General features: G+C 61.6%; 28 protein-coding genes. 9 read left to right on the plus strand and 19 right to left on the minus strand.

Annotated elements, in window-relative coordinates:
* From T8A63_RS14140 to T8A63_RS14190, 11 genes are all read right to left on the minus strand, one after another.
* Positions 1-834, minus strand: coding sequence for a DUF1217 domain-containing protein (locus T8A63_RS14140; protein WP_067629212.1), 834 nt, complete (start codon positions 832-834; stop codon positions 1-3).
* A complete protein-coding gene (locus T8A63_RS14145) occupies positions 831-1,256 on the minus strand; it encodes a flagellar biosynthesis repressor FlbT (protein ID WP_067629214.1) in 426 nt (141 codons plus the stop codon). The genes T8A63_RS14140 and T8A63_RS14145 overlap by 4 nt, the downstream gene beginning before the upstream one ends.
* Before the next feature lies 1 nt (position 1,257).
* On the minus strand, positions 1,258-1,662 hold the full coding sequence (flaF, locus tag T8A63_RS14150) for a flagellar biosynthesis regulator FlaF (RefSeq protein WP_322344167.1): 405 nt from the start codon (positions 1,660-1,662) through the stop codon (positions 1,258-1,260).
* A gap of 105 nt (positions 1,663-1,767) precedes the next feature.
* A complete protein-coding gene (locus T8A63_RS14155; protein WP_067938946.1) occupies positions 1,768-2,724 on the minus strand; it encodes a flagellin in 957 nt (318 codons plus the stop codon).
* A gap of 107 nt (positions 2,725-2,831) precedes the next feature.
* Positions 2,832-3,209, minus strand: a complete 378-nt coding sequence (locus T8A63_RS14160; protein ID WP_067938943.1) for a hypothetical protein — start codon at positions 3,207-3,209, stop codon at positions 2,832-2,834.
* Complete coding sequence (locus tag T8A63_RS14165; RefSeq protein WP_322344168.1) at positions 3,206-3,508, minus strand: rod-binding protein; 303 nt, start codon at positions 3,506-3,508, stop codon at positions 3,206-3,208. The genes T8A63_RS14160 and T8A63_RS14165 overlap by 4 nt, the downstream gene beginning before the upstream one ends.
* A gap of 9 nt (positions 3,509-3,517) precedes the next feature.
* On the minus strand, positions 3,518-4,618 hold the full coding sequence (locus T8A63_RS14170; protein ID WP_260011716.1) for a flagellar basal body P-ring protein FlgI: 1,101 nt from the start codon (positions 4,616-4,618) through the stop codon (positions 3,518-3,520).
* 15 nt (positions 4,619-4,633) lie between these two features.
* Entirely contained in the window at positions 4,634-5,695 is a 1,062-nt protein-coding gene (locus tag T8A63_RS14175) for a flagellin (RefSeq protein ID WP_322344169.1), read from the minus strand.
* A gap of 7 nt (positions 5,696-5,702) precedes the next feature.
* A complete protein-coding gene (gene flgK, locus T8A63_RS14180) occupies positions 5,703-7,118 on the minus strand; it encodes a flagellar hook-associated protein FlgK (RefSeq protein ID WP_322344170.1) in 1,416 nt (471 codons plus the stop codon).
* 12 nt (positions 7,119-7,130) lie between these two features.
* Positions 7,131-8,399, minus strand: a complete 1,269-nt coding sequence (locus T8A63_RS14185; RefSeq protein ID WP_322344171.1) for a flagellar hook protein FlgE — start codon at positions 8,397-8,399, stop codon at positions 7,131-7,133.
* Positions 8,400-8,497: 98 nt separating this feature from the next.
* Complete coding sequence (locus T8A63_RS14190; protein ID WP_322344172.1) at positions 8,498-10,264, minus strand: hypothetical protein; 1,767 nt, start codon at positions 10,262-10,264, stop codon at positions 8,498-8,500.
* A 99-nt stretch (positions 10,265-10,363) separates the two neighbouring features.
* On the opposite strand from T8A63_RS14190, the gene flgF reads away from it, so the two are divergent.
* The 5 genes from flgF to T8A63_RS14215 all read left to right on the plus strand — a co-directional run bounded on the left by flgF (position 10,364) and on the right by T8A63_RS14215 (position 14,002).
* Complete coding sequence (flgF, locus tag T8A63_RS14195; RefSeq protein ID WP_067629234.1) at positions 10,364-11,107, plus strand: flagellar basal-body rod protein FlgF; 744 nt, start codon at positions 10,364-10,366, stop codon at positions 11,105-11,107.
* Positions 11,108-11,140: 33 nt separating this feature from the next.
* A complete protein-coding gene (gene flgG, locus T8A63_RS14200) occupies positions 11,141-11,926 on the plus strand; it encodes a flagellar basal-body rod protein FlgG (RefSeq protein WP_067938908.1) in 786 nt (261 codons plus the stop codon).
* Positions 11,926-12,585: a flagellar basal body P-ring formation chaperone FlgA gene (gene flgA / locus T8A63_RS14205; RefSeq protein WP_322344173.1), complete on the plus strand. Its 660-nt coding sequence runs from the start codon at positions 11,926-11,928 to the stop codon at positions 12,583-12,585. Before flgG ends, flgA begins: the two co-directional genes overlap by 1 nt.
* Positions 12,582-13,352 (plus strand): flagellar basal body L-ring protein FlgH, encoded by a 771-nt coding sequence (locus T8A63_RS14210; protein ID WP_322344174.1) that lies wholly within the window; start codon positions 12,582-12,584, stop codon positions 13,350-13,352. Before flgA ends, T8A63_RS14210 begins: the two co-directional genes overlap by 4 nt.
* Before the next feature lie 80 nt (positions 13,353-13,432).
* Positions 13,433-14,002, plus strand: a complete 570-nt coding sequence (locus T8A63_RS14215; protein ID WP_067629242.1) for a hypothetical protein — start codon at positions 13,433-13,435, stop codon at positions 14,000-14,002.
* Between the two features lie 19 nt (positions 14,003-14,021).
* On the opposite strand, the gene T8A63_RS14220 is transcribed toward T8A63_RS14215, so the two are convergent.
* The 6 genes from T8A63_RS14220 to T8A63_RS14245 form a co-directional block, all read right to left on the minus strand.
* On the minus strand, positions 14,022-14,690 hold the full coding sequence (locus tag T8A63_RS14220; RefSeq protein ID WP_067629244.1) for a flagellar hook assembly protein FlgD: 669 nt from the start codon (positions 14,688-14,690) through the stop codon (positions 14,022-14,024).
* Positions 14,691-14,701: 11 nt separating this feature from the next.
* Positions 14,702-16,045 carry a flagellar hook-length control protein FliK gene (locus T8A63_RS14225; RefSeq protein WP_322344175.1) on the minus strand — a complete coding sequence of 448 codons (1,344 nt, stop codon included), beginning with the start codon at positions 16,043-16,045 and terminating at the stop codon, positions 14,702-14,704.
* A gap of 53 nt (positions 16,046-16,098) precedes the next feature.
* Positions 16,099-16,731, minus strand: a complete 633-nt coding sequence (locus tag T8A63_RS14230; protein WP_067938894.1) for a hypothetical protein — start codon at positions 16,729-16,731, stop codon at positions 16,099-16,101.
* Positions 16,732-17,005: 274 nt separating this feature from the next.
* Entirely contained in the window at positions 17,006-17,935 is a 930-nt protein-coding gene (locus T8A63_RS14235; RefSeq protein ID WP_269343590.1) for a flagellar motor protein MotB, read from the minus strand.
* Between the two features lie 42 nt (positions 17,936-17,977).
* A complete protein-coding gene (locus tag T8A63_RS14240; protein WP_067629253.1) occupies positions 17,978-18,445 on the minus strand; it encodes a MucR family transcriptional regulator in 468 nt (155 codons plus the stop codon).
* Positions 18,446-18,631: 186 nt separating this feature from the next.
* Complete coding sequence (locus tag T8A63_RS14245) at positions 18,632-19,732, minus strand: hypothetical protein (RefSeq protein WP_322344176.1); 1,101 nt, start codon at positions 19,730-19,732, stop codon at positions 18,632-18,634.
* 93 nt (positions 19,733-19,825) lie between these two features.
* Between T8A63_RS14245 and motA the strand changes: the two genes are divergently transcribed.
* The 4 genes from motA (at position 19,826) to T8A63_RS14265 (ending at position 21,889) form a co-directional block, all read left to right on the plus strand.
* Positions 19,826-20,692 carry a flagellar motor stator protein MotA gene (motA, locus tag T8A63_RS14250; RefSeq protein WP_269343584.1) on the plus strand — a complete coding sequence of 289 codons (867 nt, stop codon included), beginning with the start codon at positions 19,826-19,828 and terminating at the stop codon, positions 20,690-20,692.
* Positions 20,689-20,952: a hypothetical protein gene (locus T8A63_RS14255; RefSeq protein ID WP_322344177.1), complete on the plus strand. Its 264-nt coding sequence runs from the start codon at positions 20,689-20,691 to the stop codon at positions 20,950-20,952. The genes motA and T8A63_RS14255 overlap by 4 nt, the downstream gene beginning before the upstream one ends.
* Positions 20,949-21,374: a hypothetical protein gene (locus T8A63_RS14260; RefSeq protein WP_067629259.1), complete on the plus strand. Its 426-nt coding sequence runs from the start codon at positions 20,949-20,951 to the stop codon at positions 21,372-21,374. The genes T8A63_RS14255 and T8A63_RS14260 overlap by 4 nt, the downstream gene beginning before the upstream one ends.
* Positions 21,375-21,550: 176 nt before the next feature.
* Positions 21,551-21,889: a peptidoglycan-binding domain-containing protein gene (locus tag T8A63_RS14265; RefSeq protein ID WP_067629260.1), complete on the plus strand. Its 339-nt coding sequence runs from the start codon at positions 21,551-21,553 to the stop codon at positions 21,887-21,889.
* Positions 21,890-21,919: 30 nt separating this feature from the next.
* Here T8A63_RS14265 and T8A63_RS14270 read toward each other — a convergent pair whose 3' ends face one another.
* Together T8A63_RS14270 and T8A63_RS14275 are read right to left on the minus strand one after the other, a co-directional pair.
* A complete protein-coding gene (locus tag T8A63_RS14270; protein WP_322344178.1) occupies positions 21,920-22,837 on the minus strand; it encodes an MYG1 family protein in 918 nt (305 codons plus the stop codon).
* A gap of 93 nt (positions 22,838-22,930) precedes the next feature.
* Complete coding sequence (locus T8A63_RS14275) at positions 22,931-24,013, minus strand: alpha/beta hydrolase (protein WP_322344179.1); 1,083 nt, start codon at positions 24,011-24,013, stop codon at positions 22,931-22,933.
* Positions 24,014-24,031 lie beyond the last annotated feature (18 nt).

Below are 24,031 nucleotides of genomic sequence, written 5' to 3' on the forward strand. Positions count from 1 at the left end.
TTAGCGGTAGGCGCTCGACGCGCTGTAGCCGCCGGTGATCGTGGGGATGTCGATGGTGATGGCCGTAAAGGTGCTGCCCTGACCGATAGAGACGGCCCCCTGCATCAGCGAAAGCACGGTGCTCGACGACGACGAGACGCCCTCTACCGCATCGTAAATCGCCGAGAACCGCGAGACGAGCTTGTCGACCTCGGCGGGGTCTTTCAGCTTTTCGATGTCAAACTTCTGCTCAAAAAGCGCGATCTGGCGGTCGAGATCGACCCCAATCGCCTCATCCGGTACGCCAAGTGCACGGCGCATGAAACTACCGAGGTCTTCGTCTTTCAACACGTCGAGCCAAGTGTTGATTTCAGAGGCTCTGGATTTGAACTCCAAGGCAATCCGGGCGCCTTCGTTGTCTTCCCCGGCGGCATTCAACACGAAACGCTCTTTGAAACGGTCGATCATCTCGGCTTGCCAGTCGAGCTTATCAAGGTTCGCGCTGCTCCCCCCCCCGGGGGTGAAACCCAAAGTCTGATACATGTCCCGGATCTTGGGGTCGCTGAGGCGGTTCACCAGTGCGGAACTGTCGGTGATATCGCTTTCCAGCGTCTTACGGATCATCGCCTTGCCAAAGATCTGATCTTCGAGGTCGAAGGCCCGCATGACGAAAGTATAGACTTCCGTATCGGCAATCAGTTCCTGCGGGGAAGAGATGCTGCCGATACGTTCTTCAAAAGCGGCGATTTGCCGAGCGTTCAGGGCGTTGCTGGCGGCAAGGTCGAGCTGTTTGTCGCGCGTTGCGTCAAACAGCTTAACCGCCACCTGCGTGCCAATGCCGCCCAGCGAAATCATGCGTGCGCGGCCTCATGGTTAGGCGCCGGAGGGGCCGGGCGAAGCTGCATCAGCTCGGTCTCGTATTTGAGCACCGCGCGCAGCTCGCTCATTGCTTTGTAAAAGTCGGCCATAGAGACGAAGTTCGCCGCTTCCATGATGCGAATACGCATTTCAGTGCCAAAGCAGCAGGCCAGATCGGCCAAGCCTTGCTGGATCATCGGCAAGATTTGATCGCGTGTATCGGGACGGATCAGCGCCGTTTGCACCAAGAAATAGACCTTGGAAACAGGCGTGGATTCCGCATCCGGCTTCAACAGATCGGACTCGCGCACAATGTCGGCGCGGTTCTCGACCGTCAGCGCTTGGCGGCGGTCGCCGTTGCGGATGACGCAGCCGTTCACGACCACACGTTCGCGGGGGCGAAGGGTGAGTTTCAGCATCTTACACCTCCTGCATCTGCGGCGCGGCCTGCCCAGCCAAACCTGCGGCAATGTTGCCATTGATCTCGACAAGACCCGCCAAGCGGCCTTCGCCAGCCATCAGCGCGGTGCTGTGACGGTCCACCCAAAGTGCGATGGAAATGAGCGAGGCTTTCAGCCCGTCGGGCATCTTGTTTTCCGGCTCAGACAGGTCAAAGCGCAGGGCCGACCAGAACCGTTGATTTTCGTAAATTGCGTCGCGCAGACCGGAGGCGAGGATGTTCAACCGCTCGCTTTTGTCTTCGGTCGCATCAAAACCTTGGCCCTTATCGGCAAGCTCATGTGTGACGCGGCTCAGGATGCGGCGTTCGATCTGCCGCGGGGTTTCGCTTTCGCGAATTGTTCGTTTGTATGCTGCCAGCCCCATAGGAATTCTTCCTTGTTTTTATATATTGCTGCCTGCCAACCGCAAATTCTGAGGCGGTTGGACCGGGGCCAAAGCGCTAGGCTCTGGCCCCGAAAACCCTAATCCTTAACGGAACAGGCTCAGGATGTTCTGCGGCGCCTGGTTGGCGATCGACAGGGACTGCGATGCCAGCTGCTGCTGAACCTGAAGCGCCTGAAGACGGGCGGCTTCTTCTTCCATGTTGGCGTCAACCATCGCGCCAACACCGGTGTCGAGGTTGTCGGTCAGCTTGGTCAGGAACTCTTGCTGGTTTTCGATGGATTTCTGACCAACGCCAAGAGTGGTCGAAGCTTCAATAGCTTCCCCCAAGAGGTCTTCGGACGCAGTCAAAGAGTTCTTGAGATAGTCCTGACCGGCAATTTCAGCTGCCGCAGGAGTGGCGGCACCCGCCACGGCGGCATCATAACCGGTTTTGAAAGCATCCGCGACTGCTTTGAAATCGGTGTAGGTCCGCTTTAGGTCTACACCGCTGACGTCCATTGTTGTTGCTGCTACACCAGTGGCGTTACGGGTAATCCCGGTGACAACACTAAGGGAACGAGCCTGTTCGGTGGTGGTAGCCCCAGCAGAAATCGAGCCGTCACCTGCTACAGTTGTCCCAGTTGCGACGGTATTGCCCGAGCCGATCAGATCATCGCCGTTAAAAGTTGCTTGGCTGATGGAAGCGTCCATCTGCTTAACAATTTCATCAAGCTCATTCTTGACGTCTTCGATGCTGCCGCCGCCTTGAGCGAAGGCAACACGCTCCGAAAACTGGCGCGCGAGGTCCTTAAAGCTATCAGCTCCGACGTTGGCTGTCGCCAAAGAATTTTTGGTCAACGTCAAGCTTTCGTTGATCGATTTGGTCATACCGCTATCGCCCTTCATCGTTTCCGAGATGGCAAAATAAGCGGCGTTGTCGCCAGCGTTCGAAACTTTCAGACCGGTCGAGATACGGTCTTGGGTCTGATTCAGGCTCGAATTGACGCTCCGCAGAGTCGACAGAGCGTTCATGGCGGATGTGTTTGTGTTGATCGAAGACATGTTCTTATTCCAGACTATTCTAGTTCGTTATGTCGTCGTTCTGACAACTGCGGGGCGAACCCGCTTGATTACGTTTTTACGCTAAAACTTGGCAACATTGAGGCAATTCAGAAACTTTTGTCCACGGTTGTTATCAGTGTTGCGCGGTTGTCACGTTTTGCACCGCTTCGGCCGTAAATGCCTGCAATGCTGTGCTTTTCCCGGATTTGGGAAACCTGTGAGATCATCTCTGACGTGGCTTGGCGGGCCAATTGCAGGTGGTGATGATCGCGCGCGATCAAATCTTTTAGATCGCGCAGTTTATCTTTGCTGACCGCTTCGGGGTCGTGGCTGAGTTGCTCTTCCAGCACGGCGGTGAGTCGGGCCTTTTCGCTAGCAAATTCGACCAGTTGATTGAACGCCCCGCCCTCCACCGCGGCAATTTCGCGGCGCAGCAGATTGCCCAAGGCGTCAACGGCGGCGAGTGCTTTGCGCGGATCGCTCATCGGTCTGCCCCCGTTTGATAGCGCTGCATGGCGGTCTCGATACTGCGGGCAATTCCGGTGCTGTTCTGCTCGGCGATGCTTTCGCCGATCGCGTTGGACAGAAAGCTGCGCCAAGTCTCTTCGGCATGGCCGCCGCCGAAGCTGCCGATATCCACGGTCGAGAGCATTTCATCGACCATCTGTCCGAGGAACATCGCCTCGAACTCCTGCGCCTTTTCAGCGGTGACGGCGTCGGCCTGGGTCACTGCGGGCTTGGCTGCCGGGGTCGGCGCGGGGATTGGGAAAGATGCGAATTCCATGACCTACCCCTAGATGATCTCAAGGTCGGCATGCAGAGCGCCCGCCGCCTTGATGGCTTGAAGAATGGATATCGTTTCGGTCGCGCCGACGCCAATGGCGTTCAGCCCGTCGACCAGACGTTGCAGGCTGACCGACCCGTCGATGACGGCGAATTTCGCGTCTTTCTCTTCGACGCCGACCGAGGAATTCGGCACCACCACGGTGGTCCCGCCGATGGACAGCGATTCAGGTTGGCTAACGTTAAAATCATCGCGGACGGTGACGGTCAGGCCACCTTGGCTGACCGCGACGCGGTCGATACGGACATTGGCGCCGATGACGATGGTGCCGGAGCGTGCGTCGATCACCACTTTGGCGACCTGATCGGGCTGCACTTGCAGCGGCTCGATCAGGGCCATCGTCTCCATCAACGATCCTTTGCCATAGGCGGATACGGTGATGGTGCGCGAATCGATGGCGGTGGCGACCGGGCCCATGGCTTGGTTGATGGCCGCCTCGACCCGCTGCGCGGTGACGAAATCTGCGTTGCGCAGCGCGAGTTTGATGCTGGTCATCTCGCTGAAATCAAAGTCGACCTCGCGCTCGACGATGGCGCCGTTGTCGATCCGCGCGCCGGTTGGCACGCCTTCGACGATGGAGGCATTGAGACCTTGAGCCGCGAAACCCGCGACGGCGATCGGGCCTTGGGCCACGGCGTAAATCTCACCATCGGCGGCGGTCAGCGGCGTAACGATCAGCGTGCCGCCGCGCAGAGAAGACGCATCGCCCAAGGAGGACACGACCACATCAATGGTGCTGCCCATCCGCGCGAAGGGCGGCAGGGATGCGGTGACCATGACCGCGGCAGTATTCGCCGTGCGCATCTGGTCTTCGGTCAGGTTGCCGATGCCGAGCCGCTCCAACATGCCCTCAATCGCGCGCTCGGTGAAGGGCGCGTTGCGCAGGCTGTCGCCCGTGCCGTTGAGGCCCACAACCAGCCCGTAGCCGACCAATTGGTTCGACCGCACGCCTTCGACGGTGACGATATCCTTGATCCGCACCTGTGCAGCCGCCGGCGCGGCAAGCGCGAAGGTGAGGCCGATCAGCAGGAGTTTAAACAGGGCGTTCATGGGCGGCGGTTCCGGTTAAAGGTAGTTCAAAAAGGACAGGCGCGAGAGGCGCGCGGTGACGGCAAAGCTTGAGTCGAGCTGGTTTTGCAATTGGGTCAGACGGGTGGCTGCGTCATATTGATCGACGCCTTCGAGGTTCATCACTTCGGCGTCGAGAAACAGCGCCCGGCTTTCCTGAGCCGAGATCGTATCGGCCAGTTGCGCCCGTTTCAGGCCGGTCTGGGTTTCCAGATCGGTCAGCCCTTCGAGCCCGGTGCCGATGGCGCTGCGGGCCTCAGTTAGCCACGCATCACGGGCGGCCTCATCAGGGATATCGCTGGGGTTTACCGCGCTCAGCATGGCCAGACCGCGCATCAGATCGCGGATCGCCGGATCGTTGGCCTGCGCGCCTTGGGTCAGCGTTTGGGTTTCAGAGGTGCGTGAGGTCAGGGGCGGGTTGCCTGTGGGCGCACCGTTATAGAAGGTGTTCTCGAAATTATGGTTTGGGAACATTGAACTATCGCCAAACCCCGCCTTAAGATCGTCGATGGCGCGCTGCACGTCGGCCATATCCGTCAGGGGGCCGCCGATCATATGATCCACTGCGATGGCCGGGGATTCCCCCGTGCGCGGGTTGATCTCGTCCCATGCCTGCAGCGGGTTCGTGTCAGTGCGGGTGCCGGACATCAGGAAACCGGAACTGTCGCTGACCGCGGCTCGTTCCAACACCCGGTCAAGCGCCGTGCGCGCCGCCTGAGACAGGTAGCTCGTCGAAAGCCCGCCCGCGCTGTCAGCGGTGAAAGCCTGTTCAAGCACCTCTTGCCCGACATCGCGCATGGCGCCAAGCGAGGTTTCCACGGCGAGAAAGCGACGATCTAAAAGCGCATTGGAGGTCAGGAAACCATCGTTGCGGGTGATCTGCATCCGAATGGCGATGGCATCGGCAGAGCGGTGGCCCAGATCGTCATAGGGGTTGGCCTTCAGCCCCGTTGTCACCTCTTTCGACACATCCGAGATCTCGGCGGCGAGGCGGCTGGTCTGCTCGCGCTGGCGCAGGCTTTGCAGGGCGGTGGACACGGTGCGAGAAATCTCGGTCATTCTATCCTCACACGCTGGCCAAAAGGGTATCGAGCATGTCGCTCAGGCTGCTGAGCACCTGCGAATTGGCGCCGTAGGCCTGTTCAATTTCCAAGAGCTTTTGCAATTCGGTGTCGACGTTGACGCCTTCGATGCTGCTGCGGTTGTCCTCAAAGGTGATAAGCCGCACGCGGGCCGTCTCGGCCTGCGCGTCGGCGCTGACCCGCAGGACGTTCTGCTGGCTGACCAGATCAGCGGCGAAATCCCCCAGACGCGCATTGGTACTAAGGCCGGTCGCCGCGTCGAAGGTCATCCCCGTTTCGAGGACATCGACGAAGGCGTTCAATTGCGTGGTGTCGCCCGGCTCTCCGGGGATTGTGGCCCCAACGCCATCGCGCAGACGCCACAGCGCGCCGCCCTTGTCGGGCTGAACGCTGTTGTTGATCGAAAGCCGCCCGGCCAGCCCATCCAATTGCGCCGGGTCAAACGCGCCGCCCGCGTCGGTGAACAGCCCCGGCTGCCCGGCCCCGACAGAGGCATCGGCGGCCTCGAAACTCTGCACCAGCCCGCGGGCGAGCTCATCCAGCTGCAGTTTCATCTGCGGCAAATCATTGGCGATCAACCCGCTCAGCCCCGCAAGGCGGCCGCTGTCGGACCCGCGCGCGGTGGGGCTGTTCGGCGTAATATCGACATCCCCGGCCATTAGCCGCCCGGTATCGCGGTTGGCGCTTAGCTTGACGGCGGTCTCTCCATGGACCAGTTCCGTGCCGCCGGTGGTGTGTAGTGTCAGCGTTCCATCCGCTTCCCACCGGCCTTGAAAATCCATCTGTGTGCCCAATGCATCAAGGCGGCGATTCATCTCATCCATCAGCCCGCTGGTGCCGGTGGGATCGGTCCCGGCAAGCGCCAGACGTTCGTTCAGTTCGGCAATATCCGACAGCGCCGCGTTCACCTCGCCCACGCTCGACACAAGGCTATCGCCAGCCTGCCCGCGGCTGGCCTCAAGCTCAACGGCGGCTTTATTGATGCTGTGCACCAAGGTCTCGGTCCGCGACAGCAGGTCGTTCTGCGCCGCAGGATCGGAGGGGTTATTGGCCAAAAGGTCGAGACCGGCCTGAAACTCCGCCAGACGGGCGGCGGGGGAAACCTCATCGCCCGGCTCGCCCAAGGTAATCAGATAGCTGCTGAGAATCTCGCTCGTGGCAGAGGCTTGGCCCAGTTCCGCCGAAGCGTTCCGCGACATGCCTGCAAGGCGTTCATCCACCTGCCGCGCGATGCGCAGCTCCACCGTTCCGCTTTGACCGTTGGTGGAGACCTGCGCCGCTTCACGGCGGACGTAACCTTCGGTTTGCGCATTGGCGATATTGCCCGCAACAAGGCTGGCGCGACCCTCTGTCGTGCTCAGCCCGCTGCGGGCAATGCTAAAGGCGGATGAGATGCTCATTCATGCACCGGGTTAACGTTTGATACTTAGCGTTTCACTCAGCATTTCGTCGCTGGTGGTGATGATCTTGGCGCTGGAGGAATAGGCCCGCTGCGTTTGGATCAGGTCGGTAAGCTCTTGGGCGATATCCACGTTGGAGCCTTCCAGCGCGCCGCTGTTGATGCTGCCCAGACCGTTCAGCATCGGATTGCCGATGCTCACCGCGCCGGAATCGCGGGTGGCAACATAGGCGTTGCCATCGACCGAGCGCATCTGGTCGGGGTTGGCAACATTGGCAAGCGGCACTTGGAACAGCGCACGGCGCTGACCATTGTCAAAAACCCCATAAAGGATGCCGCTGTCGCTCATCTCGGCCCGCTCGAGGCTGCCGGTCTCAGTGCCGTCATCCGCAAAAGCCGGAGGCGTGTAGTCGCCGGAAAACTGGGTCATCCCCTCAAAGGTGCCGGGCGCGCCGAAATCGATCTCAAGCGGTTGTGGAGTGCCGCCGTTGTTGATCTGCAGGGTCACAACGCCGGTCGCGGGGTCAATCGGCAGGGTGCCGGGCGTGTAGCTTTCGGGGCTGCCTGCATTTACGCCGCTGTCGGTGAAATTCACCGTTGCATCGCCATAGTTGTTGCCTGCCTCATCGCTGATGCTGACGGTCCATTCATTGGCCGTGGTGCCCGGAGCCCAAGACAGGGTCAGCGCGTCGCTGCCGCCCAGTTGATTGACGTAGCGCAGGGTGGATTCGAAGGCCGTGCCGGTGCTGCCGGCCCCGGTTTCCTGCGCAGGCACATTGCCAGACACGCCGACGCGCGCACTGGGCGTACCTTGAACCTGATAGCTGGCCACATTCACGGTGCTGAGGTCATTGTAGCTGGTGCTGCTGACACTGCCGGTGGCCCCGGCTGCATCGGTGGGAAAGCCCGACAGAAAATAACCCGCAGAGTTGCGCAGGTTGCCGTCCTGATCCGGGGTAAAGGAGCCCGCACGGGTCATGTAGTAGTTGGATTCGACAGGATCATTGGGGTTGCGCGACACGACGAAAAAGCCGTCGCCCTGCACCGCCAGATCCGTTGAGCGACCCGTGCCCATGATGTTGCCATTGGCCGAGATATCAGCCCGCACATCCGTGAGCACCCCCGCCTGCGTTGCCCCGGTATTCTGCGTCACGAATTCCGAGAAGGTCCGCCGATAGCCAACCGTATTGGCGTTGGCGATATTGCTAGAGATGTTTTGGACGCGGGAGGAGTTGGCCTGCAACCCGCTGACCCCGATCTGAAGGGCGCTTGTAATGCTCATGACTTGATCCTGCTCGTTCTTGTTATTCTTGACCTATACATGAGAAAGCCGATTCTTCATGACCAAAGCAAGAATAAAATTTGAATTTGATATTTATGTCACTGACTTTCCTTGACATCCGTCACTTTGGTCACGGCTTCAAGGATACGGTCCGCGCTTTCCATGCTCAGCCGCATCACGTCTGATCCCAGCGGTCCCTCCCCTCGGGGCTGTGCGCCGAGCCCGGTGGCGAGGTCTGCCCAGCCGGGCAATTCGGCAAGCGCGGGAAAGGCCGCGGCGGCCCGGGCGACGGTCTCACTATCGCCCGCCTGATAGGCGGCAAGGGTCAGGCGCGTGGCATCGGCAAAGGCGAACTGCGGGGGATGGGCCTCCCACATTTCAAGAAAGGCTTGCCGGGCCGCGCCCCATTTGCCGGTCTCGTATAGCGCCACCGCACGGCTGCGGCGCAGGTCCATGTCTTGGGCGCGCAGGCGCAGGGCGGCCAACTCATCCGTGCGGCCCGCCTGTGCCAAGGCTTCGACCAAAAGGGCTTCGGCCTCGGCCCCCTGATCGTCGGCATAGCCGCTTAGTAAATCTACGGCCGCATCCGCCTGCCCGCCGGCCAAAAGCGCTCGGGCCTCGCCGCGGCGCAGATCGGCCAAAAGGGCTGCGTCCGGGGCATTCGCCCCGACCCCCTCCAAGGTCTCAGCCATCTCACGCAGAGCGCGAAATTCCCGCGCGGCAAGGGCTGTCATACCCGTATCCAGCAAGCGCTGCGGCACGGCGGCGGCATGTTCCACAAAACCCGGATCAAAGCGCCAGCGGGCGCTGATGCGGGCGTGCCCCTCAAGGAACGGCCCCAGATCAAGCTCACCTGCAGCGCCCGCGGCGTAGAATGCGCCGTAGATGTCCCGCGCCTGCGCGCGTAGCGCGTCGGCCTCATCATCAGGGGCGCTGCGCAGCAAATTATGCAAGGCCCAAAGAGCGGTATCGGTATCGCCCTGCTGTGTCGCGACCTCGGCCAGCAGCACCGCGCCCTCGCGGCCAAGGTCATCCCCGCTCCACATCCAGCGTGCGGTTTTGAGCAGCGACAGCGCATCTTTCCCCGGCAAAGTCTCGGTTTCTCGCCCCATCCGAACCAGCGCGAGCCGCGCCCGTTGCGCATAGAGATCGCGGCCCTGCGCGGCTTGGACATACCCCTCAAAGGCCATCAAAAGATCGCCCGACACTTCTGACGCGCGGGCCAGCAGGTAGCGATAGGCGGGGCCATCGCGCAACTCTGCATGTTTGGGAAACTGCGCGGCCAGTGCCTGCGCCACATCCCAATTCTCGGCCTCCAAAGCCGCCTCAAGCAGGTCCGGCAGGACCGCTGCTTGGATCGCGGGTGACAGGGCGCCGAGACTCTCCAACGTGCGCGGCATCAAACGCGCCGCCTCCTCCGCCGCCCCCAGCCGGGCAAAGGCCGCTGCCCGCAGGGCCTGCCCCTCGCTCCACCCGACGGACCAAGACACCGCCTGCCCCAAATCTCCGCCCGCGCCCGCGTCCTCTTCCAACAAAGCAAGGGCGAGGCTCAATGTTCGATGCCGCCGCGCTGCGTCACCTTTGAGGGCCTCGGCGTCGAGTGCCGCCAGAAAGCCTGCCGCCTCAGGGCGCATCATCCATGCAAGGTGCAATTCCGAAAGGTCCAGCAGCGCCGCGGCCCGCTGAGGGGCATCCGGATCGGTCGCGGCGAAAAGCTGCGTCATCAGCGTCTCACGGGCGGCAAGGAAATCCTCTCGCCCATGTTCCACCAAGGACAGAGGCGCAAAGACAGACCCTTCCTCCCCCGCCACAGGCGCGGCCAAGATCAAAGAGAGACCAAGAACAATGTTGTGCAGATGCTTCATTCTATGAATAGATGCACTTTATTCTTGTAAAGATCCATTCTTTATTTCACACTGACCTTCAATAAAGTCACGCCATCCTTGCCCAAACTGAGGCCCGCCATGACGGAAACCAGCCATATCAGCATGTCGCTGGCGACTTCCCTGCAGCGCCAACTCGACATCACCGCCAACAACATCGCCAACGCCAGTACCGCAGGCTACAAGGGCGAACATGTGGTGTTCGAAGCGCTGTTGCAGGACAACACCGCGCTTGGCGACGATCAGGCGGCTTTCGTCAGCGACACGGGCTCCTACATCGACACCCGCCCCGGCGCGCTGTCGCAGACCGGCAACCCGCTGGACGTGGCGCTGCATGGTGAGGGGTGGTTCAGCTATCAAACCGCCGACGGGCAGCAGGCCTTTGGCCGCGATGGCAGCTTTGTCCTCGATCCGGAGGGCAATCTGACCCTGTTGTCGGGGGCCAAAGTGCTCGACGCGGGCGGTGCACCGATCCAACTGCCACCCGCAGGACTGGGCGACATCAATATTTCCGAAGATGGCACAATTTCGGGCAGTGAGACCGGCCCGCTGGGCCGTATCGGCGTTTTCAACATCCCAGAAATCCAAAGCTACAAGCGCCTTGGCGGCGGCATGCTGGTCGCGCCCGAGGGCGCTGCCAATCCCGCCGTGGCCGAAGCCGTGCAGGTGCGCCAAGGCACGCTGGAGCTTAGCAACGTCAACCCGGTGCGCGAGATGACCCGCCTGATCGACGTGCAACGCGCCTATGAGCGCACCAATACCATGATGGGCAATGCGGACGACCTGCGCCGCGACTCGCTCAAACGGATCGCGCAGGCGGTCTGACCCCGACATCCGTGAAACGGAAGGAACGAGACAATGAAGGCACTTAGCATCGCCGCAACCGGCATGATGGCGCAGCAGACCAATGTCGATGTAATCTCGAACAACATCGCCAACGCGAACACCACCGGGTTTAAAGCCAGCCGCGCAGCCTTTCAGGATCTGATCTATCAATCCATGCAGCGCGAGGGCGCTGTCACTTCCGAGGCCGGATCGACCCGCCCCGTGGGCATCGATATCGGCATGGGCGTGCAGACCGCAGGCACCGTGCGGTTGAATACCCAAGGCGGCATGGTCGCCACCGAGAACCAGCTGAACGTCGCCATTGACGGGCGTGGGTATTTCTCGGTCACGCTGCCCGATGGCGGCACCGCCTATACCCGCGACGGGTCGTTCCAACTCTCCCCCGAGGGCGAGATCGTCACGATGCAGGGCTACCGTGTCGAGCCGGGCATGGTCGTGCCCGAAAACACCACGGCGGTTGAGATCAACGAACAGGGCGTCGTCATGGCCTATGTCGAAAACGATCCCGTGCCGGTGGAACTGGGCCAGTTCAGCCTGACCACCTTTGTCAACGAGCCGGGGATGCGCCCGGTGGGCAACAACTTCCTGCTGGCAACCGAAGCCTCCGGCGAAGCGCAGGTGGTGAACCCTGGTGATCCGGGCGCGGGGATGATCCGCCAGGGCTATCTTGAGGCGTCCAACGTGAATGTCATCCAACAGATTACCGATCTGATCTCGGCGCAGCGCGCCTATGAGATGAACTCCAAATCAATCGAGACCGCAGACCAGATGCTCTCGGCTGCGAACCAAATCCGCTAATGAAACGGCTCGCCGCCCTCTTCCTCGGCCTGATGGTGCTGACAGGCCCTGCCCTGTCGGCCCCCATCGGCGTGCTGGTCGAGGAACGCGCGCGCGCCGATTACGCCGACAGCCTGCCGCAAGACGGCGAGTTTGAGATCACGGTTAAGGACGCCCCGGCTGACGCCGTGTTGACGCTGGCAGAGTTCTGGATGGACCCGCGCAGCGGCAAGTTTCTGGCCAATGCGGTGCTTGAGACGGGCGAGGTACAGCGCATCGGCGGCTATGCCCTTGTGACCATGCCGGTCCCTGTCCCCATCACGCGCCTGCTGCCCGATGACATCATCATGGAAGACGACCTGACCGTCATGCGCCTGCCCGTGGGCCGCATCGGCACCTATGTGATGACAGATATGGAAGAGGTTATCGGCAAGCAGGTCCGCCGCGTCCTGACGCCGGGCCGCCCAATCCAGATCCAGTCCATCATCCAGCCCCTGGTCATCAACCGGGGTGAGCGGGTGGAGATCTATTTCAGCGACGGGCTTCTGGCCCTCTCCTCTCCGGGGCGCGCACTTGATGATGCGCATGAGGGGCAGGAAATCCGTATCGTGAACCTTGTCAGCAACAAAACGGTCACCGGCATCGCCACCGGCGAAGGGACCGTGGAGATCATTCGATGACCACCGCTTTTGCGCGCCCCTCTATCTTGATGTTGGGCGCGGCCCTTGCCCTGTCCGCCTGCGATACCGCCGATCACTTCGACCGCAATCCGCAGCCTTCGCCGATCGTGGTGGATGGCCAAACCATCCCTGAAGTGGCCCGCGTACAGGTGCCGATGCCCGCCGTGGCAATGGAGCCGCCGCGCCGTGGCAGCGCCAAGGCCTCACTCTTTTCGGCCCGCAGCCAACCGCTGTTTTCCGATCAACGTGCCGATGACATCGGCGATATCGTCACGGTCGTGATCTCCATCGACGACCGGGCGCAACTGCGCAATTCGACAGACCGGGAGCGCGAGGGGGCAAGCTCAGTCGGATTCCCGACATTCTTTGGTTATGGCGCGAAAATTGCCGCAATTCTGCCCGGAATCAGCGCCTCCGATCTACCAAGCGGCGACATTGTCGAGGTCGGCTCGGCTTCTGAGGCAAGCGGTTCTGGTGCCATCACGCGCAACGAGAGGATCGAGTTGAAGGTCGCTGCGCTGGTCATCGACAAGCTGCCCAACGGCGCACTCGTGGTCGCGGGACGTCAAGAAATATTGGTTAATCAAGAGCTGCGGGAGCTGCGCATGGCCGGGATAGTGCGCCCTGCCGACATCCGGGATGACAACACCATCTCTTATGACAAGATCGCCGAAGCCCGCATCGCCTATGGGGGCCGGGGCACGCTTTCGCGCGCCCAAGAGCGGAGTTACGGCGAAGATGCGATGGATGTGATCCTGCCCTATTAATTCGCGACTTGGTCACAAAGTGAGACCATTGCCGTCGCAATCGACCGTTAAACCTGACGAAAGCTCAGGAAAGGTCGAACATGAAAAAGGCAGCAATCGCATTCGTAGCACTCCCCCTGCTTTGCATGGGTGCAGGCTATGGCGCCGGTCTGGCCCTTGCCCCTGCCCCAGCCGAAGCGGCGGGAACAGAGATCGATGAAAACGCCCCCCATGGCGCGGATGAGGCGGCAAAAGACGCAGCCCATACCCCCGAGAAAGATGCCCATGGCGAGGCATCCGCCAAGGATGAGGCCCAAGCGCCGATGGACAGCTATGAACTGGCCAAGGACCGCACCGTGGTGCGGCTTGGTCAGATGACGATCCCGGTGGAGAAGACCAACAGCGTCTCTTATATCGTGGCGGATTTCGCGCTGAAGATGGGAACGCTGGAATTGGCCGAACGCTACCGCCGGGTCGAAGATGCGACGCGGATGCGCGATTCCCTTTTGCAGGCGATGAACCTCGCCGCCGAAAGCGCCGTGCTGCGCGGGGTGGCGATTGACAGCGAAGCCCTCTCGCGGCTGCTGCGCGATCTGATCAGCAAAGAGCATAAGGGCGTCGACGATGTGATGTTCGTATCGCTCTACAAACAGGATGTGGCGCGGCTCTGACCCGCACCGCGCCGAAGGTTTACAGAACCGAACGCACCACGTTCGACAGCACGGATTCCCCGTTATCTAACTCCAACTCCGGCCCTAGGGCGGTGAAGTTCACCCGCGTCACCTCGGACCGGGTCAACGGGGTCACGCCTACGTCATTGCCAGCGGCATCCGTCGCCGTGATCTCAACCCGGAAAGTATCGGGCGGCACCGGCAGGCCCACTGAATCGAGGCGGTTCCAATCCACGTCGATCACCTCTCCCTCTGCTGTGGAGGGGCCGGGCATCTCGCGGATCAGGCTGCCGTCTTGGGAATAGATGCGGACAGTCACATCCTCCGCCCCGGCATTGAGTTGATAGCTCAGCGGGAATTCATCTTCGGTCATGCGCACTTGGGTCGAGGGGACAAGCACGTCGCGCCCGATCAATTGCAGGTCCGACATCGCGCCGACGGTGGAAAGCATCGTGCTGATCTGCTCAAGGCTCGCGTTGGTCGCGATGCTTTGCTCGACTTGAGTCAATTGCGCCAATTGCGAAACGAACTGCGTCGAATCCACCGGGTTTAGCGGGTCTTGGTTCGAAATCTGCGCCGTCAGCAGAGTGAGAAAGCTGTTGTAGCTCTCCTGAAGCTCAGCCGAAGAGGTCGCCGCCGCCGAGGTGTTGGCGGTGCTCAGGGTGCTTGCTGTGGTCGCGTCAATCATGGTCTCGCCTTTCAGGTGAGGATATCCAACTGCCCGGCGCTCAAGTTTGAGCTGGGGGGTTGCGGCAAGGGCTGGGCGTCACTGCCCGGCGCGTCATTGGCCTGCGCTGCTTTCTGGGTGAACTCTGGCCCCTGCTGCTGCCCGCCGTTGCGGCCCCGGTCGTCGAAGGTCTGGAAATCAAGGTCGGCGTTATCGGCGCTGATGCCGCGCGACTGCAGCGCATCCAGCAGTTGTTCGCGGTCTTGCCGCAACATGTTCAGCACCGAGGCGCTTTCGGTGGTCATGGCGATCTGCATCCGGCCCGTCTCGCTGCGCACGACTTCGATCTCGATCTCGCCCATGCCGTAGGGCGAGAGCGAGAAGCGCAGCTTGTTGTCGGCAGTGTCGAGGCCGCGGATCTGCTGGCTGACATGCTGGCGCAGTTGCTCATCTGGCGCGGCGGCGGGGTTCGGCGCGGGCGCGGGTGTCGGCTGCGGCGGGCTGAGGCGAAGCCCCTCACTCTGCGGGGCTTGCGGTGCGGTCAAAGCGGCGACTTCGCGCAGCGCGGCCTCGGCTGCCGGGGCGCTCGTGCCGGGCTGGGGCGCCTTGGCGACATCGACAGCGGCGCTGAACCGGTCGGTGGCGGCGGTGATGCGGGGGTCTGCGGCTTCTGCGCTCAAGTCCACCTGCGCGGCGGGAACTGTACTGGCCTCGCCAGCCGCAACGGGCGCGGCGACCATTTCTGCAGTCGAAGCGGGCGCCAATCGCAGGACCGGCGTGTCGCCCGAGGTTACCGGCTTGGCGGTGACTTGACCAACGATCCCATCGATTTGCAAAGCCGGCGCTGCCCCTTCGGACATCCCTAAGGCCTGCCCCTTAACGATGGCGATCCGCCCGACGACCGGCACCACCGCCGACGCGATGCTAAGCTGGCTGGCCGGCGTCGGGATGCGCATGGCACGGCCAAGTTTTTCTTCCAGCGCGGCCTCAAGGCTGGGGTCGTCAAACTGGGCCACCGCTTCCAACGCGCCGACGCTGTCGGGCGGCGCCGCGCCCAAGGCTTCGGCAAATGCGGCGAGTGCGGCCTTTGGGGTGACCGGGTTGTTGGTCTCCTCCAGCCCCGCGATGGTGCGATCCATCAAGGCCATCAGCCCCTCTGCCGTCTCAAGGTCGATCCCCTCGGGCAGCGCATCCTCGGCGGTGTCAGTTTCCGGCAAGGGGGTTTGCATGGCCTGAACTTGCGGCTCTGGCGTGGCCTCTTGGCCCGCCATGCCCTGCATCAACGTGGCAAAGCCTTCGACCGCCCCTTTTTGGGGCGGCTGCCCGAGACCTGCGGCTGTCTGCACCGCAGGTGCTGCCTGAAGCTGAGCAATCATTTCACGTCCTCCAACTTGGGCCTCCGCATGGGAATCCGAAGGCCCTTTTGGGATCAGGAGATCCGCACGTTTCCGCGCTGATCTTCGAAGGCGCGGCGCGCGCTGCGGCCTTCAACAAGGGCTTTCAACCGCAAAGTCCACTGATTGAGGGTCACGGGTGTCTCCGTACCGGTCAGGGCCCGCAGCGAAATCTGGGCGCTCTCGGCGGGCTGTGCTGCAAAGACCGAATGACTGTCAACCGGACGGCCCCAGTACTGCCCCAGAACCGCGCTCAGCCCCATGCGGAAGGCCGCAGGCTCAAGCCCCAGCTTGAGCAGCTCGTCCGCCTCTGCCGCGTGATGATATGCCTGACCCAATGCATGCAGAACGCTGTCTTCGTCCATCATCGGGAACAGTCCGCGCCCGATGATCCCGATCAAGACTTCGCCCACCAGCGCACCGGCGGCTTGGGAGATATTTGTGAAATTGTCGCTTTTGCGAATTACGACGAGCGAGCCATAAGGCACATCGGCGTCGAGTTCTTCGGCAAGGATATCGCCAAGGCAGATGCCCGGGATCGGTTCGATGCAATCTGGCATTGCCACCGGGTGACCGGCCCAATCTTGCATCTCGAAGACCGAAGCTTGAACCGGAATCAGCGCCCGGATCAGCATGTTGAAATGACGGCCATCGGCCGATGAGTCCATGTGGCAGGCACCCTTCCAGATGCCACCTATAAGTGAGTTTACCTGCATTTCCGCCTCGTTCAGGACGTTCTGTCCATGGTTTATCCGGGCGTTTTTTAAAAGTTTTTTAGGTGCCCGGTGCTCGTTTATTGCTTTAGGTCTAGATCGCAAGACCTTGACCGTCAACAATTTTTCAAGACCGGATATTATTTTTGGGAATCAGCGGCAGGGATGTCGCACTTTTGCCGAGGCTTGAATTACGCACAACCGGGCCGATAGAGCCTTGAAAAAAGGGCTACTCGGCCTGGTACACCAAGCGAATCGAGATGCGGCGATTTTCCGAAGCCAAGGGATCGATTGTGTTGATCGGTTGTGTGTCGGCCACACCGGAAACCCGCATGAAGCGCGCGCCAGCGATGCCTGCGGCCATCAACGTGCGACGCGTGGCGTTGGCACGATCCGCCGACAATTCCCAGTTTGTGTAGCCGTTGTTCGCGCCAAAGGCGGCGGCATCGGTATGGCCCACGATCTCAACCGGCTGGTTCTGATCGGCGATCACATCACCGATGGCCAGCAGCAATTCACGGGTCTTGGGCGTCACATCAGCACTGCCCCGTGCAAAGAGCGACCGTTCGTCCTGATCCAGCACCTGAACCGTCAGCGCCCCGTTCGATTTCTCCAACCGGACATTGCGCGCCAGATCATTCAGCGTGCTGTCCGAGGTGATCCGCTCGGCGATATCTTCGGCCATGCGGTCGATCTCGGACTGGCGGCGCTCGGATTCCTCAATCGCGGCCAATGTGGCGGGATCGGCGGCTGCTGCGGGCTCGGGCGCTTCGGCATATTCTACGACCACTGCCGCCGGTTTGTCGCGCAGGCGGCTGTCGAAAACCATCATCGGGTTGTCCCGGCCAAAGGTCGGCTTTTGCACATTGCCGGTGTTGTCGACCGCGCCGGTCATCACCCCGGCGGCCATCAGCGGACGCAGGTCCGCCGCCGCATCCGAGGAGGAGCCCCCATCCGACACCGTCGGCGTAAAGTAATTGGCCAGACCGCGCAGCTTTTCCTCATCCGAGGCGGCGAGGATCCACAGCAGCAGGAAAAACGCCATCATCGCGGTCATGAAGTCCGCATAGGCCACCTTCCAACCGCCGCCGTGGTGGGCATGGCCGCCCTCCGCGTCGTAGCGCTTGATGATGATCATCGCGTTCTTTTTGTCAGCCATCACACGGCCTCCCGACTACGCAAGATCGGGCCCGGGGCCAGATCAGGAAAGCTCTGCGTTGTTGTCCGACTTGTCGCGGCTGTACTTGCCCAACCCGGCGCGTTTCGCGTATTCGGCCTTGCGCTTGGAATAGCTCGGTGCGACCAGCGGCGCGTCGGCGGGCAGGCTGAACATCACGCGGTATTCCGCTTCGGTCAGCCCATGTTCGGCCCCGAGGTGGCGCTTGAGCATTTTGAACCCCTTGCCGCAGCACAGGCAAAAGATCGTGTCATCGGTCATGGGCTGCTCACCCGGTGCGGCGGTCATGCCTTGGGCCTTGGGCGCGATGGGCGCGGCGGCGGCGGGGATGTTGGCCAATGCGGTGGCAGGGGCGTCAGCCGGGGTGGCACGCAGACGCTCGACCAAAGTCAAGATATCGTCGATCGTCACGTCGCTCCGGCTGGCGAAACCCGAAACGATGGTCGCAATCGCGGTATCGCTTAGATTCTGCTTGGGGGGTACATTAGGCATGAAGCAACTTCCTTGTTAAGTTAATCTTGCCTTCTGCAAGGTTCGCGAAGCATTCAAGAAGCGCTTCGCAAGGGACGCAGCAAAGATAAATAATTCTTTGCCGTTTATTCTTATCACGATTCGAATTGTATTTGGAACCCGCGCAAGCATTGGCAAGCACTTTTCCGCCATATTGTGCAGAATGCATCACGGCTCCATCTGCGCGACGGTTTTGAAAATCGCGCTCTTCGGGGCCGGATCAGGAACCACGTCATTCCCCGTCGTCTGCGCGATGATCGTGCTGAACAGACCGGTCACCCCCAGCCCTGCCACCGCGATCAGCGGGATATGCAGCGACTTCCACAGGCTCTTGCGCGGTGCGGGCGGCTGCGGTGCCAACGTCGCAGGGTCAAGCAACTCAGGCTCCGGTGCCGGAGGCACGTCAATCGGTGCGCCGAATTCGACAAAGATACCGCGGGGCATGACCGCGACCTTCACTTCGCGCCGCTCACAACTGTCGCTGAACCCGGCGGGGAAAAGCTCGGCCGGGATGTCGATCACCATGTTATCCTTGGGCCGCCACTCCGCCGCGAGCGTGTCGCGGGGGATATAGACTGATGCAAAATCGTCACGAAACGCAATGTCACGCACCAAGGTCGGCACCATGGGCAGCGGCTTTTCCGGGCTGGCCGCGATTCGCATCCGCCCTCCGGCGAGCCACATTTCAAGGCGCACATAGAAACACTCACCCGGCTGCACCTCGGCGGAGGGCATATAACCTTCGGGCGGGCCCGTGCGCAGCTTGCGGCGTTTGCGGGTGCCGATGGGAAAGATCTTGTTGGTGCTGACGCGCTGGAACTGCTCCAATTCAGGGCGCTGGCGCATCAACTCGTCGAAATCCAAGCCCTCTTCGCGGGCGAAGTTGTAGTTGATCAGGTAATCCGCCGCAGTCTCTTCCAGCGTTTTGCTTTCCTGAATTGCCTTCAACAGCGCGTTTTCCTCAGAAAACAACAACCTGCGGCAGGGATGCCCCTCAACTTCGGGGCTGACGGCAAAGCTGCCCACGGGACGATCAAGGATATCCGCAACCCGGTCGAAAACCGCGTGCTCTTCGTCATTGTGAAAGACCACGAACTCACAAAGCCCACCCGCATCCATGCAAAGCAGCAGCCGCATCTCCTCGGGCCAGCCCTGCACGAGCACCGAAAGCTCAGAGGGGTCGACGAAATAGGCGAAGGCGTCGGGCTCTTGCAGAGCGTCGACATCATTCCTCAACTCTTCTTTGACCGAAAAACCACTATTCATCATAGAAACCCAAGTTCTTTCCTAGATAATACTTGTATAGACCCATTCGCTCAAGGATAAAGTAAGAATAGTTTCTTTTTGGAGGCGTGTGCAGCAATGACACTCTTGCTTGGTCTTGTAATGGTCTTCGGTCTGGTCTTTGGCGGCTTCATGCTGTCGGGGGGCAATATGGACATCGTCCTGCACGCCCTTCCCTATGAAGGCATGATGATCGGCGGCGCCTCTCTCGGGGCCTTCGTGATCGCCAATTCCTTCTCGGTGGTGAAGTCATCGCTGGTCGGGGTGATGCGGGTGATCAAGGGGCCGCGTTGGAAGGCGGCGGATTACAACGATCTGCTAGCGCTGATGTTCGAACTGGCGCGTCTTTATAAGACCAAGGGCATCGTCGCGATGGACGAGCATATCGAAAACCCCGAGGCCAGCCCGATCTTTCAACGCTACCCCAAGCTGATGAAAGACCATTTTCTGACCGACCTCATCGCCGACAGCTTCCGCATGATGTCGATGCAATTCGACGACCGTTTTCAAATGGAAGACGTGTTGAACCGCAAGATCAAGAAACACCACCATGAATCACTCGTCTCTGCCAGCGCGATCCAGAGCATGGCCGACGGGCTGCCCGCCATCGGCATCGTCGCGGCGGTGCTGGGGGTGATCAAAACCATGTCCTCAATCGACAAGCCGCCAGAGATCCTTGGCGCAATGATCGGCGGGGCCTTGGTGGGCACCTTCCTTGGGGTCTTCCTTGCCTACTGCATGGTACAGCCCATCGCGGGCCGGTTGGAGCAGATCGAAGAGGAAGACGGCGCGATATATACCGTGATCCGCGACGTGATCGTGGCCATCGTGGCGGGCCACCCGCCGAGCATCTGCATCGAGCTGGGCCGCGGCAATATTCCCACAACAAAGCAGCCGAACTTCTCCGCCGTGGAGGCCTCGCAGCGCGAACTGCCCGCGGTATGATGCGCCCCCTGCCCCTAGCCCTGATTGCGCTCGCCGCGCTTCTTGCCGGGCCGGGACTGGCCGCCAGCACGGACGACGAAAAAGACGCAGAAAAGGTCGACAAGGCCGCCGAAGCGGAAGCCCGCCTGCCCAATTCCATGCGTCGGCACGGGGTAATCGGCCATGTTCCCCCGATGGTGGGGCTACCGCTGCTTGATCCTGAGGTGCTGGAGCGGATGCGCGAGCGGCTCATTGTCCTGTCGCAGGGCGCAAAGCCGTGAAACCGCGTCGCGGCGACGGGCTGGCTGTACTCTCGCGGCTCAAACGCTTTGAGATGGAGAATGTGGCGCTGGAGATGGCCGAGGTGAACCGCGCCCTGACCCAGATCGAAAACGAACGCCACAGCCTGATGGAGCAGCTTAACGATCGTGGCGACCCCGATGCCGTGGAATCGACGCGCGTGGTCTCGGCCTTCATCCGCAACGTCTCGGAAACGATCCACCGGAAAGAGGCCGAAGCCGAGCGGCTGCGCGCCGACAGCGCGGGCATCCACGACAGGCTGAACGGGCTCTTCGCCGAGGCCAAGCGCATTGACCTGATCCGCAACCGCCGCGCCGAGGCCCGCAAGCAGGCTTTGCAAGAGGCCGAAACGGCTGCCCAGGCCGAAGGATTCCTGTCGATCTGGCTCGACGATCAGCGCTAGCGGGTCTACCCATTTACGGGAACTATTTCCGAAAATTCCCCTAAATAGCGAATATCGGACAAGAAAAAACCGCAATTCAATTCCATCAAAGCCGCATTGTATATGCCGCCCCGGGGAGGGGCGCTGAGGCCGATGAGTTCGTATTTCGGCTTCGGTATAGTTTGAGAGGAATTACGATGAAGCGAAGAGGATTTTTCACCGCCGCCGCTATCGGTGCTGCGTCATTCCGTGTCAGCCCGCTCTACGCGCAATCGGCGGGGGTGACCCTTGCCGAGGTGCAGGCCCTATTCCAGAGCCGCGATCTGGGCGCGCGCCGTATGGTGCAAGACAGCCTCAAACACGAAGGCTACTACACGGGGGCCATCGACGGCGCATGGGGGCCGGGGACCGCAGAGGGCTTTCGCGCGCTCATGGCCTCCGACCGCTACCAGCGCCACGCGCCGACATGGACTTTCGCCCATGAGATACAGGTCAGCGAAACGATGTTTTTCCTGACCTCCGACGCCTATATGTGACCCCTGCCGGGGCCCTTTGGGGCCTCGGACTTAGCTGGCTTCCGCGACCGCCAGTTCAGCCATGCGCAGCGCTGCCTCTCGGGTTGCCGCCACGGCGATGAAGCGCGCGTTGTGGCAGAATTTTGCCCCCGGCACGCCGCTTGCAGCCTCCAATTCGGCATCCGTTAGCCCGGCCCAAGCCTCGGGCAGATCGGCGCGGGCCTCGAAGCTATCGCCGCTTTTGCGGATCGTGGTCAGGGCCCAATCGTCCCCGCGCGGGTGCACGACGAAAAGCAGATGATCCGCTCCGGCCTTTTCCACCGCCGAGCGGAAGGGCATGCCCGTCGGCAGTTCCAACACGCGCCCGCTGCCTGCCGCCTCAATGGCCTGCATCACCATCAACTCGGCCCGGCGTTTGGCGGCTTTGCCTTTGATCGCGGCTTCGACAAAGGCGCGGGCAACTGGCAAAGCGGCCATGAAAGCCCGGTCGTCGGCATCCTCGCCCCGTTCATCGAAAACGGGTTTCAGTGTCTCCAACAACACTGGCAGGGTCATGCCCGCCAGCGGCCCCGCCACCGAGGGTTCAAGCGCGCCATTGTCGATGAGGTCAACCGGCAGCACGAAACCTTGGTCGAAGCTGCGGTGAATATCCTCCACATCCGCCTCGGGCAGGTCAAAGCTGCGCAGATAGTCGCGGCCATAGTGCTGCCAAATCAGCCCGAAAGAGCTGAAAGGCTGGCCATCTTCGCGCAGCGGGCCGGGGCGCTGGTGGTGGTCAAAGATCAACGCCTCGGCGTCATAATCGCGGCCTACGTCATAGATGATCCGCCCCGCGCCCGGCGTGATCCACTGGGCGTCACGGCTGCGCAGCAGCGTCGCTTCCGGGTAGAGCCGCGTCAGAATGACGGAGGACAAAAGCTCATCCGCGTGAAAGCCGCCCGAATGGGTGACGAGATGGGTGATGGTCATGGGGCTGGCTCCGCTCGGGCTGGGGAAATCGGTCTTTCGTGGTGGCTCGCGCCCCCATACTGCGCGGCGCGGGCCAAGTGCAAGCCGCCCGCCTTAGCGCGACAGCGCGACCAGCGTGGCCGAGACGGGATCAAGGATGAAGGCACCGACCTGTGCCCGGGCCTCCGCCAGCCTATCGCCCCCTTCCGGCATCAACTGCACGAGAGACGCAAAGCGGTTGTGATGGGTACCATCCACCGCGCCAATGGCCGAGATATCGACCAGCAAAACACCATAGCGCTTGGCCAGCGCCTGCACCGCAGGCGTGCTGGCGTTGGTCCGCCCGATCCGAGGCCGCGCCCCGGCAAGACCCGCCGAGATGCGCAGCGCCCGATCATCCGGCGCGACGAGGATGGCCATGGGTGGATCAAGTGGCCCGATCACCTCAATCTGTTTGCGAAAGACATCCACGTCGATGTCGGGGGCCGCAAGCACGACATCGCTCAGCCGTGCGATCACCTCATCTTGCCCCGACAGGCGCAATTGCCGCAGCGCCTCGGCCACCAGCCAGCCGCCCATGCTGTGACCGAAAAGCGTGATCTCCCCCACATCGGGATCAGCGGCGAGGGTGCCGAGCATGGCGACCAGTTCATCGCGCGAATAGGCCGCTGCGTCTTTGTCGGCGACATAGCCCACCACTGTTCCGGCAGAGGGCCAAGCAAACAGGATCGGCTGTTCGGGCAGATGCCCGTCTGCCGCCACCTGCGCCAAACGGAACAGCGATTCGGGAAAGGTCTGGTTGTAGCCATGGACAAAGACCATCACATCCTGCCGCGCCCGCCCTGATCGGCGGATATCTAGCCCGCGCAGGGGATCACGCGCCGTCACCGCAAAGCTGCGGCTCGGGTCGGGGTCTTCGTCAGGCCATTCGATCTTGCTGGCCTCATGATTTGGCGGGATGGCGATGGTAAACCGCTCATAATTGAGCCCACGGGCCCGGGCATCGCTATAATGCCCCGACTGCGCGTCGCGGCCCCGGGTAGAGGCCACGGTGATCGCCAAAGACCGCGCGGAGCCGTCTGCCGGCACGACGGTCAAAATCTCTCCGCCCGGGCGCGGCGCGCAGGCTGACAGCAGGACGACCAAAACCGCGCAGAGCGACTGCACCCCCCTGCCCCCGATGCTATGTCTTTGCATGTCGCGCCCCAACCCCAT

This window comes from Sulfitobacter sp. OXR-159 (genome assembly GCF_034377145.1).
Taxonomy (GTDB): Bacteria; Pseudomonadota; Alphaproteobacteria; order Rhodobacterales; family Rhodobacteraceae; genus Sulfitobacter.

Bases quoted from the DNA above. Each gene is read 5' to 3' on its own strand.
- flgK (WP_322344170.1), bottom strand. From the start codon at position 7,118: ATGAGCATCTCATCCGCCTTTAGCATTGCCCGCAGCGGGCTGAGCACG.
- T8A63_RS14185 (WP_322344171.1), bottom strand. From the start codon at position 8,399: ATGAGCATTACAAGCGCCCTTCAGATCGGGGTCAGCGGGTTGCAGGCC.
- T8A63_RS14235 (WP_269343590.1), bottom strand. From the start codon at position 17,935: ATGGCTGACAAAAAGAACGCGATGATCATCATCAAGCGCTACGACGCG.
- T8A63_RS14225 (WP_322344175.1), bottom strand. From the start codon at position 16,045: ATGATTGCTCAGCTTCAGGCAGCACCTGCGGTGCAGACAGCCGCAGGT.
- T8A63_RS14190 (WP_322344172.1), bottom strand. From the start codon at position 10,264: ATGAAGCATCTGCACAACATTGTTCTTGGTCTCTCTTTGATCTTGGCC.
- T8A63_RS14160 (WP_067938943.1), bottom strand. From the start codon at position 3,209: ATGAGCGATCCGCGCAAAGCACTCGCCGCCGTTGACGCCTTGGGCAAT.
- T8A63_RS14165 (WP_322344168.1), bottom strand. From the start codon at position 3,508: ATGGAATTCGCATCTTTCCCAATCCCCGCGCCGACCCCGGCAGCCAAG.
- T8A63_RS14210 (WP_322344174.1), top strand. From the start codon at position 12,582: ATGACCACCGCTTTTGCGCGCCCCTCTATCTTGATGTTGGGCGCGGCC.
- T8A63_RS14170 (WP_260011716.1), bottom strand. From the start codon at position 4,618: ATGAACGCCCTGTTTAAACTCCTGCTGATCGGCCTCACCTTCGCGCTT.
- motA (WP_269343584.1), top strand. From the start codon at position 19,826: ATGACACTCTTGCTTGGTCTTGTAATGGTCTTCGGTCTGGTCTTTGGC.
- T8A63_RS14255 (WP_322344177.1), top strand. From the start codon at position 20,689: ATGATGCGCCCCCTGCCCCTAGCCCTGATTGCGCTCGCCGCGCTTCTT.
- T8A63_RS14230 (WP_067938894.1), bottom strand. From the start codon at position 16,731: ATGGACTCATCGGCCGATGGCCGTCATTTCAACATGCTGATCCGGGCG.
- T8A63_RS14175 (WP_322344169.1), bottom strand. From the start codon at position 5,695: ATGACCGAGATTTCTCGCACCGTGTCCACCGCCCTGCAAAGCCTGCGC.
- T8A63_RS14215 (WP_067629242.1), top strand. From the start codon at position 13,433: ATGAAAAAGGCAGCAATCGCATTCGTAGCACTCCCCCTGCTTTGCATG.
- T8A63_RS14145 (WP_067629214.1), bottom strand. From the start codon at position 1,256: ATGCTGAAACTCACCCTTCGCCCCCGCGAACGTGTGGTCGTGAACGGC.
- T8A63_RS14155 (WP_067938946.1), bottom strand. From the start codon at position 2,724: ATGTCTTCGATCAACACAAACACATCCGCCATGAACGCTCTGTCGACT.
- T8A63_RS14240 (WP_067629253.1), bottom strand. From the start codon at position 18,445: ATGCCTAATGTACCCCCCAAGCAGAATCTAAGCGATACCGCGATTGCG.
- T8A63_RS14245 (WP_322344176.1), bottom strand. From the start codon at position 19,732: ATGATGAATAGTGGTTTTTCGGTCAAAGAAGAGTTGAGGAATGATGTC.
- T8A63_RS14220 (WP_067629244.1), bottom strand. From the start codon at position 14,690: ATGATTGACGCGACCACAGCAAGCACCCTGAGCACCGCCAACACCTCG.
- T8A63_RS14265 (WP_067629260.1), top strand. From the start codon at position 21,551: ATGAAGCGAAGAGGATTTTTCACCGCCGCCGCTATCGGTGCTGCGTCA.
- T8A63_RS14270 (WP_322344178.1), bottom strand. From the start codon at position 22,837: ATGACCATCACCCATCTCGTCACCCATTCGGGCGGCTTTCACGCGGAT.
- T8A63_RS14275 (WP_322344179.1), bottom strand. From the start codon at position 24,013: ATGCAAAGACATAGCATCGGGGGCAGGGGGGTGCAGTCGCTCTGCGCG.
- flgA (WP_322344173.1), top strand. From the start codon at position 11,926: ATGAAACGGCTCGCCGCCCTCTTCCTCGGCCTGATGGTGCTGACAGGC.
- flgG (WP_067938908.1), top strand. From the start codon at position 11,141: ATGAAGGCACTTAGCATCGCCGCAACCGGCATGATGGCGCAGCAGACC.
- flgF (WP_067629234.1), top strand. From the start codon at position 10,364: ATGACGGAAACCAGCCATATCAGCATGTCGCTGGCGACTTCCCTGCAG.
- T8A63_RS14140 (WP_067629212.1), bottom strand. From the start codon at position 834: ATGATTTCGCTGGGCGGCATTGGCACGCAGGTGGCGGTTAAGCTGTTT.
- flaF (WP_322344167.1), bottom strand. From the start codon at position 1,662: ATGGGGCTGGCAGCATACAAACGAACAATTCGCGAAAGCGAAACCCCG.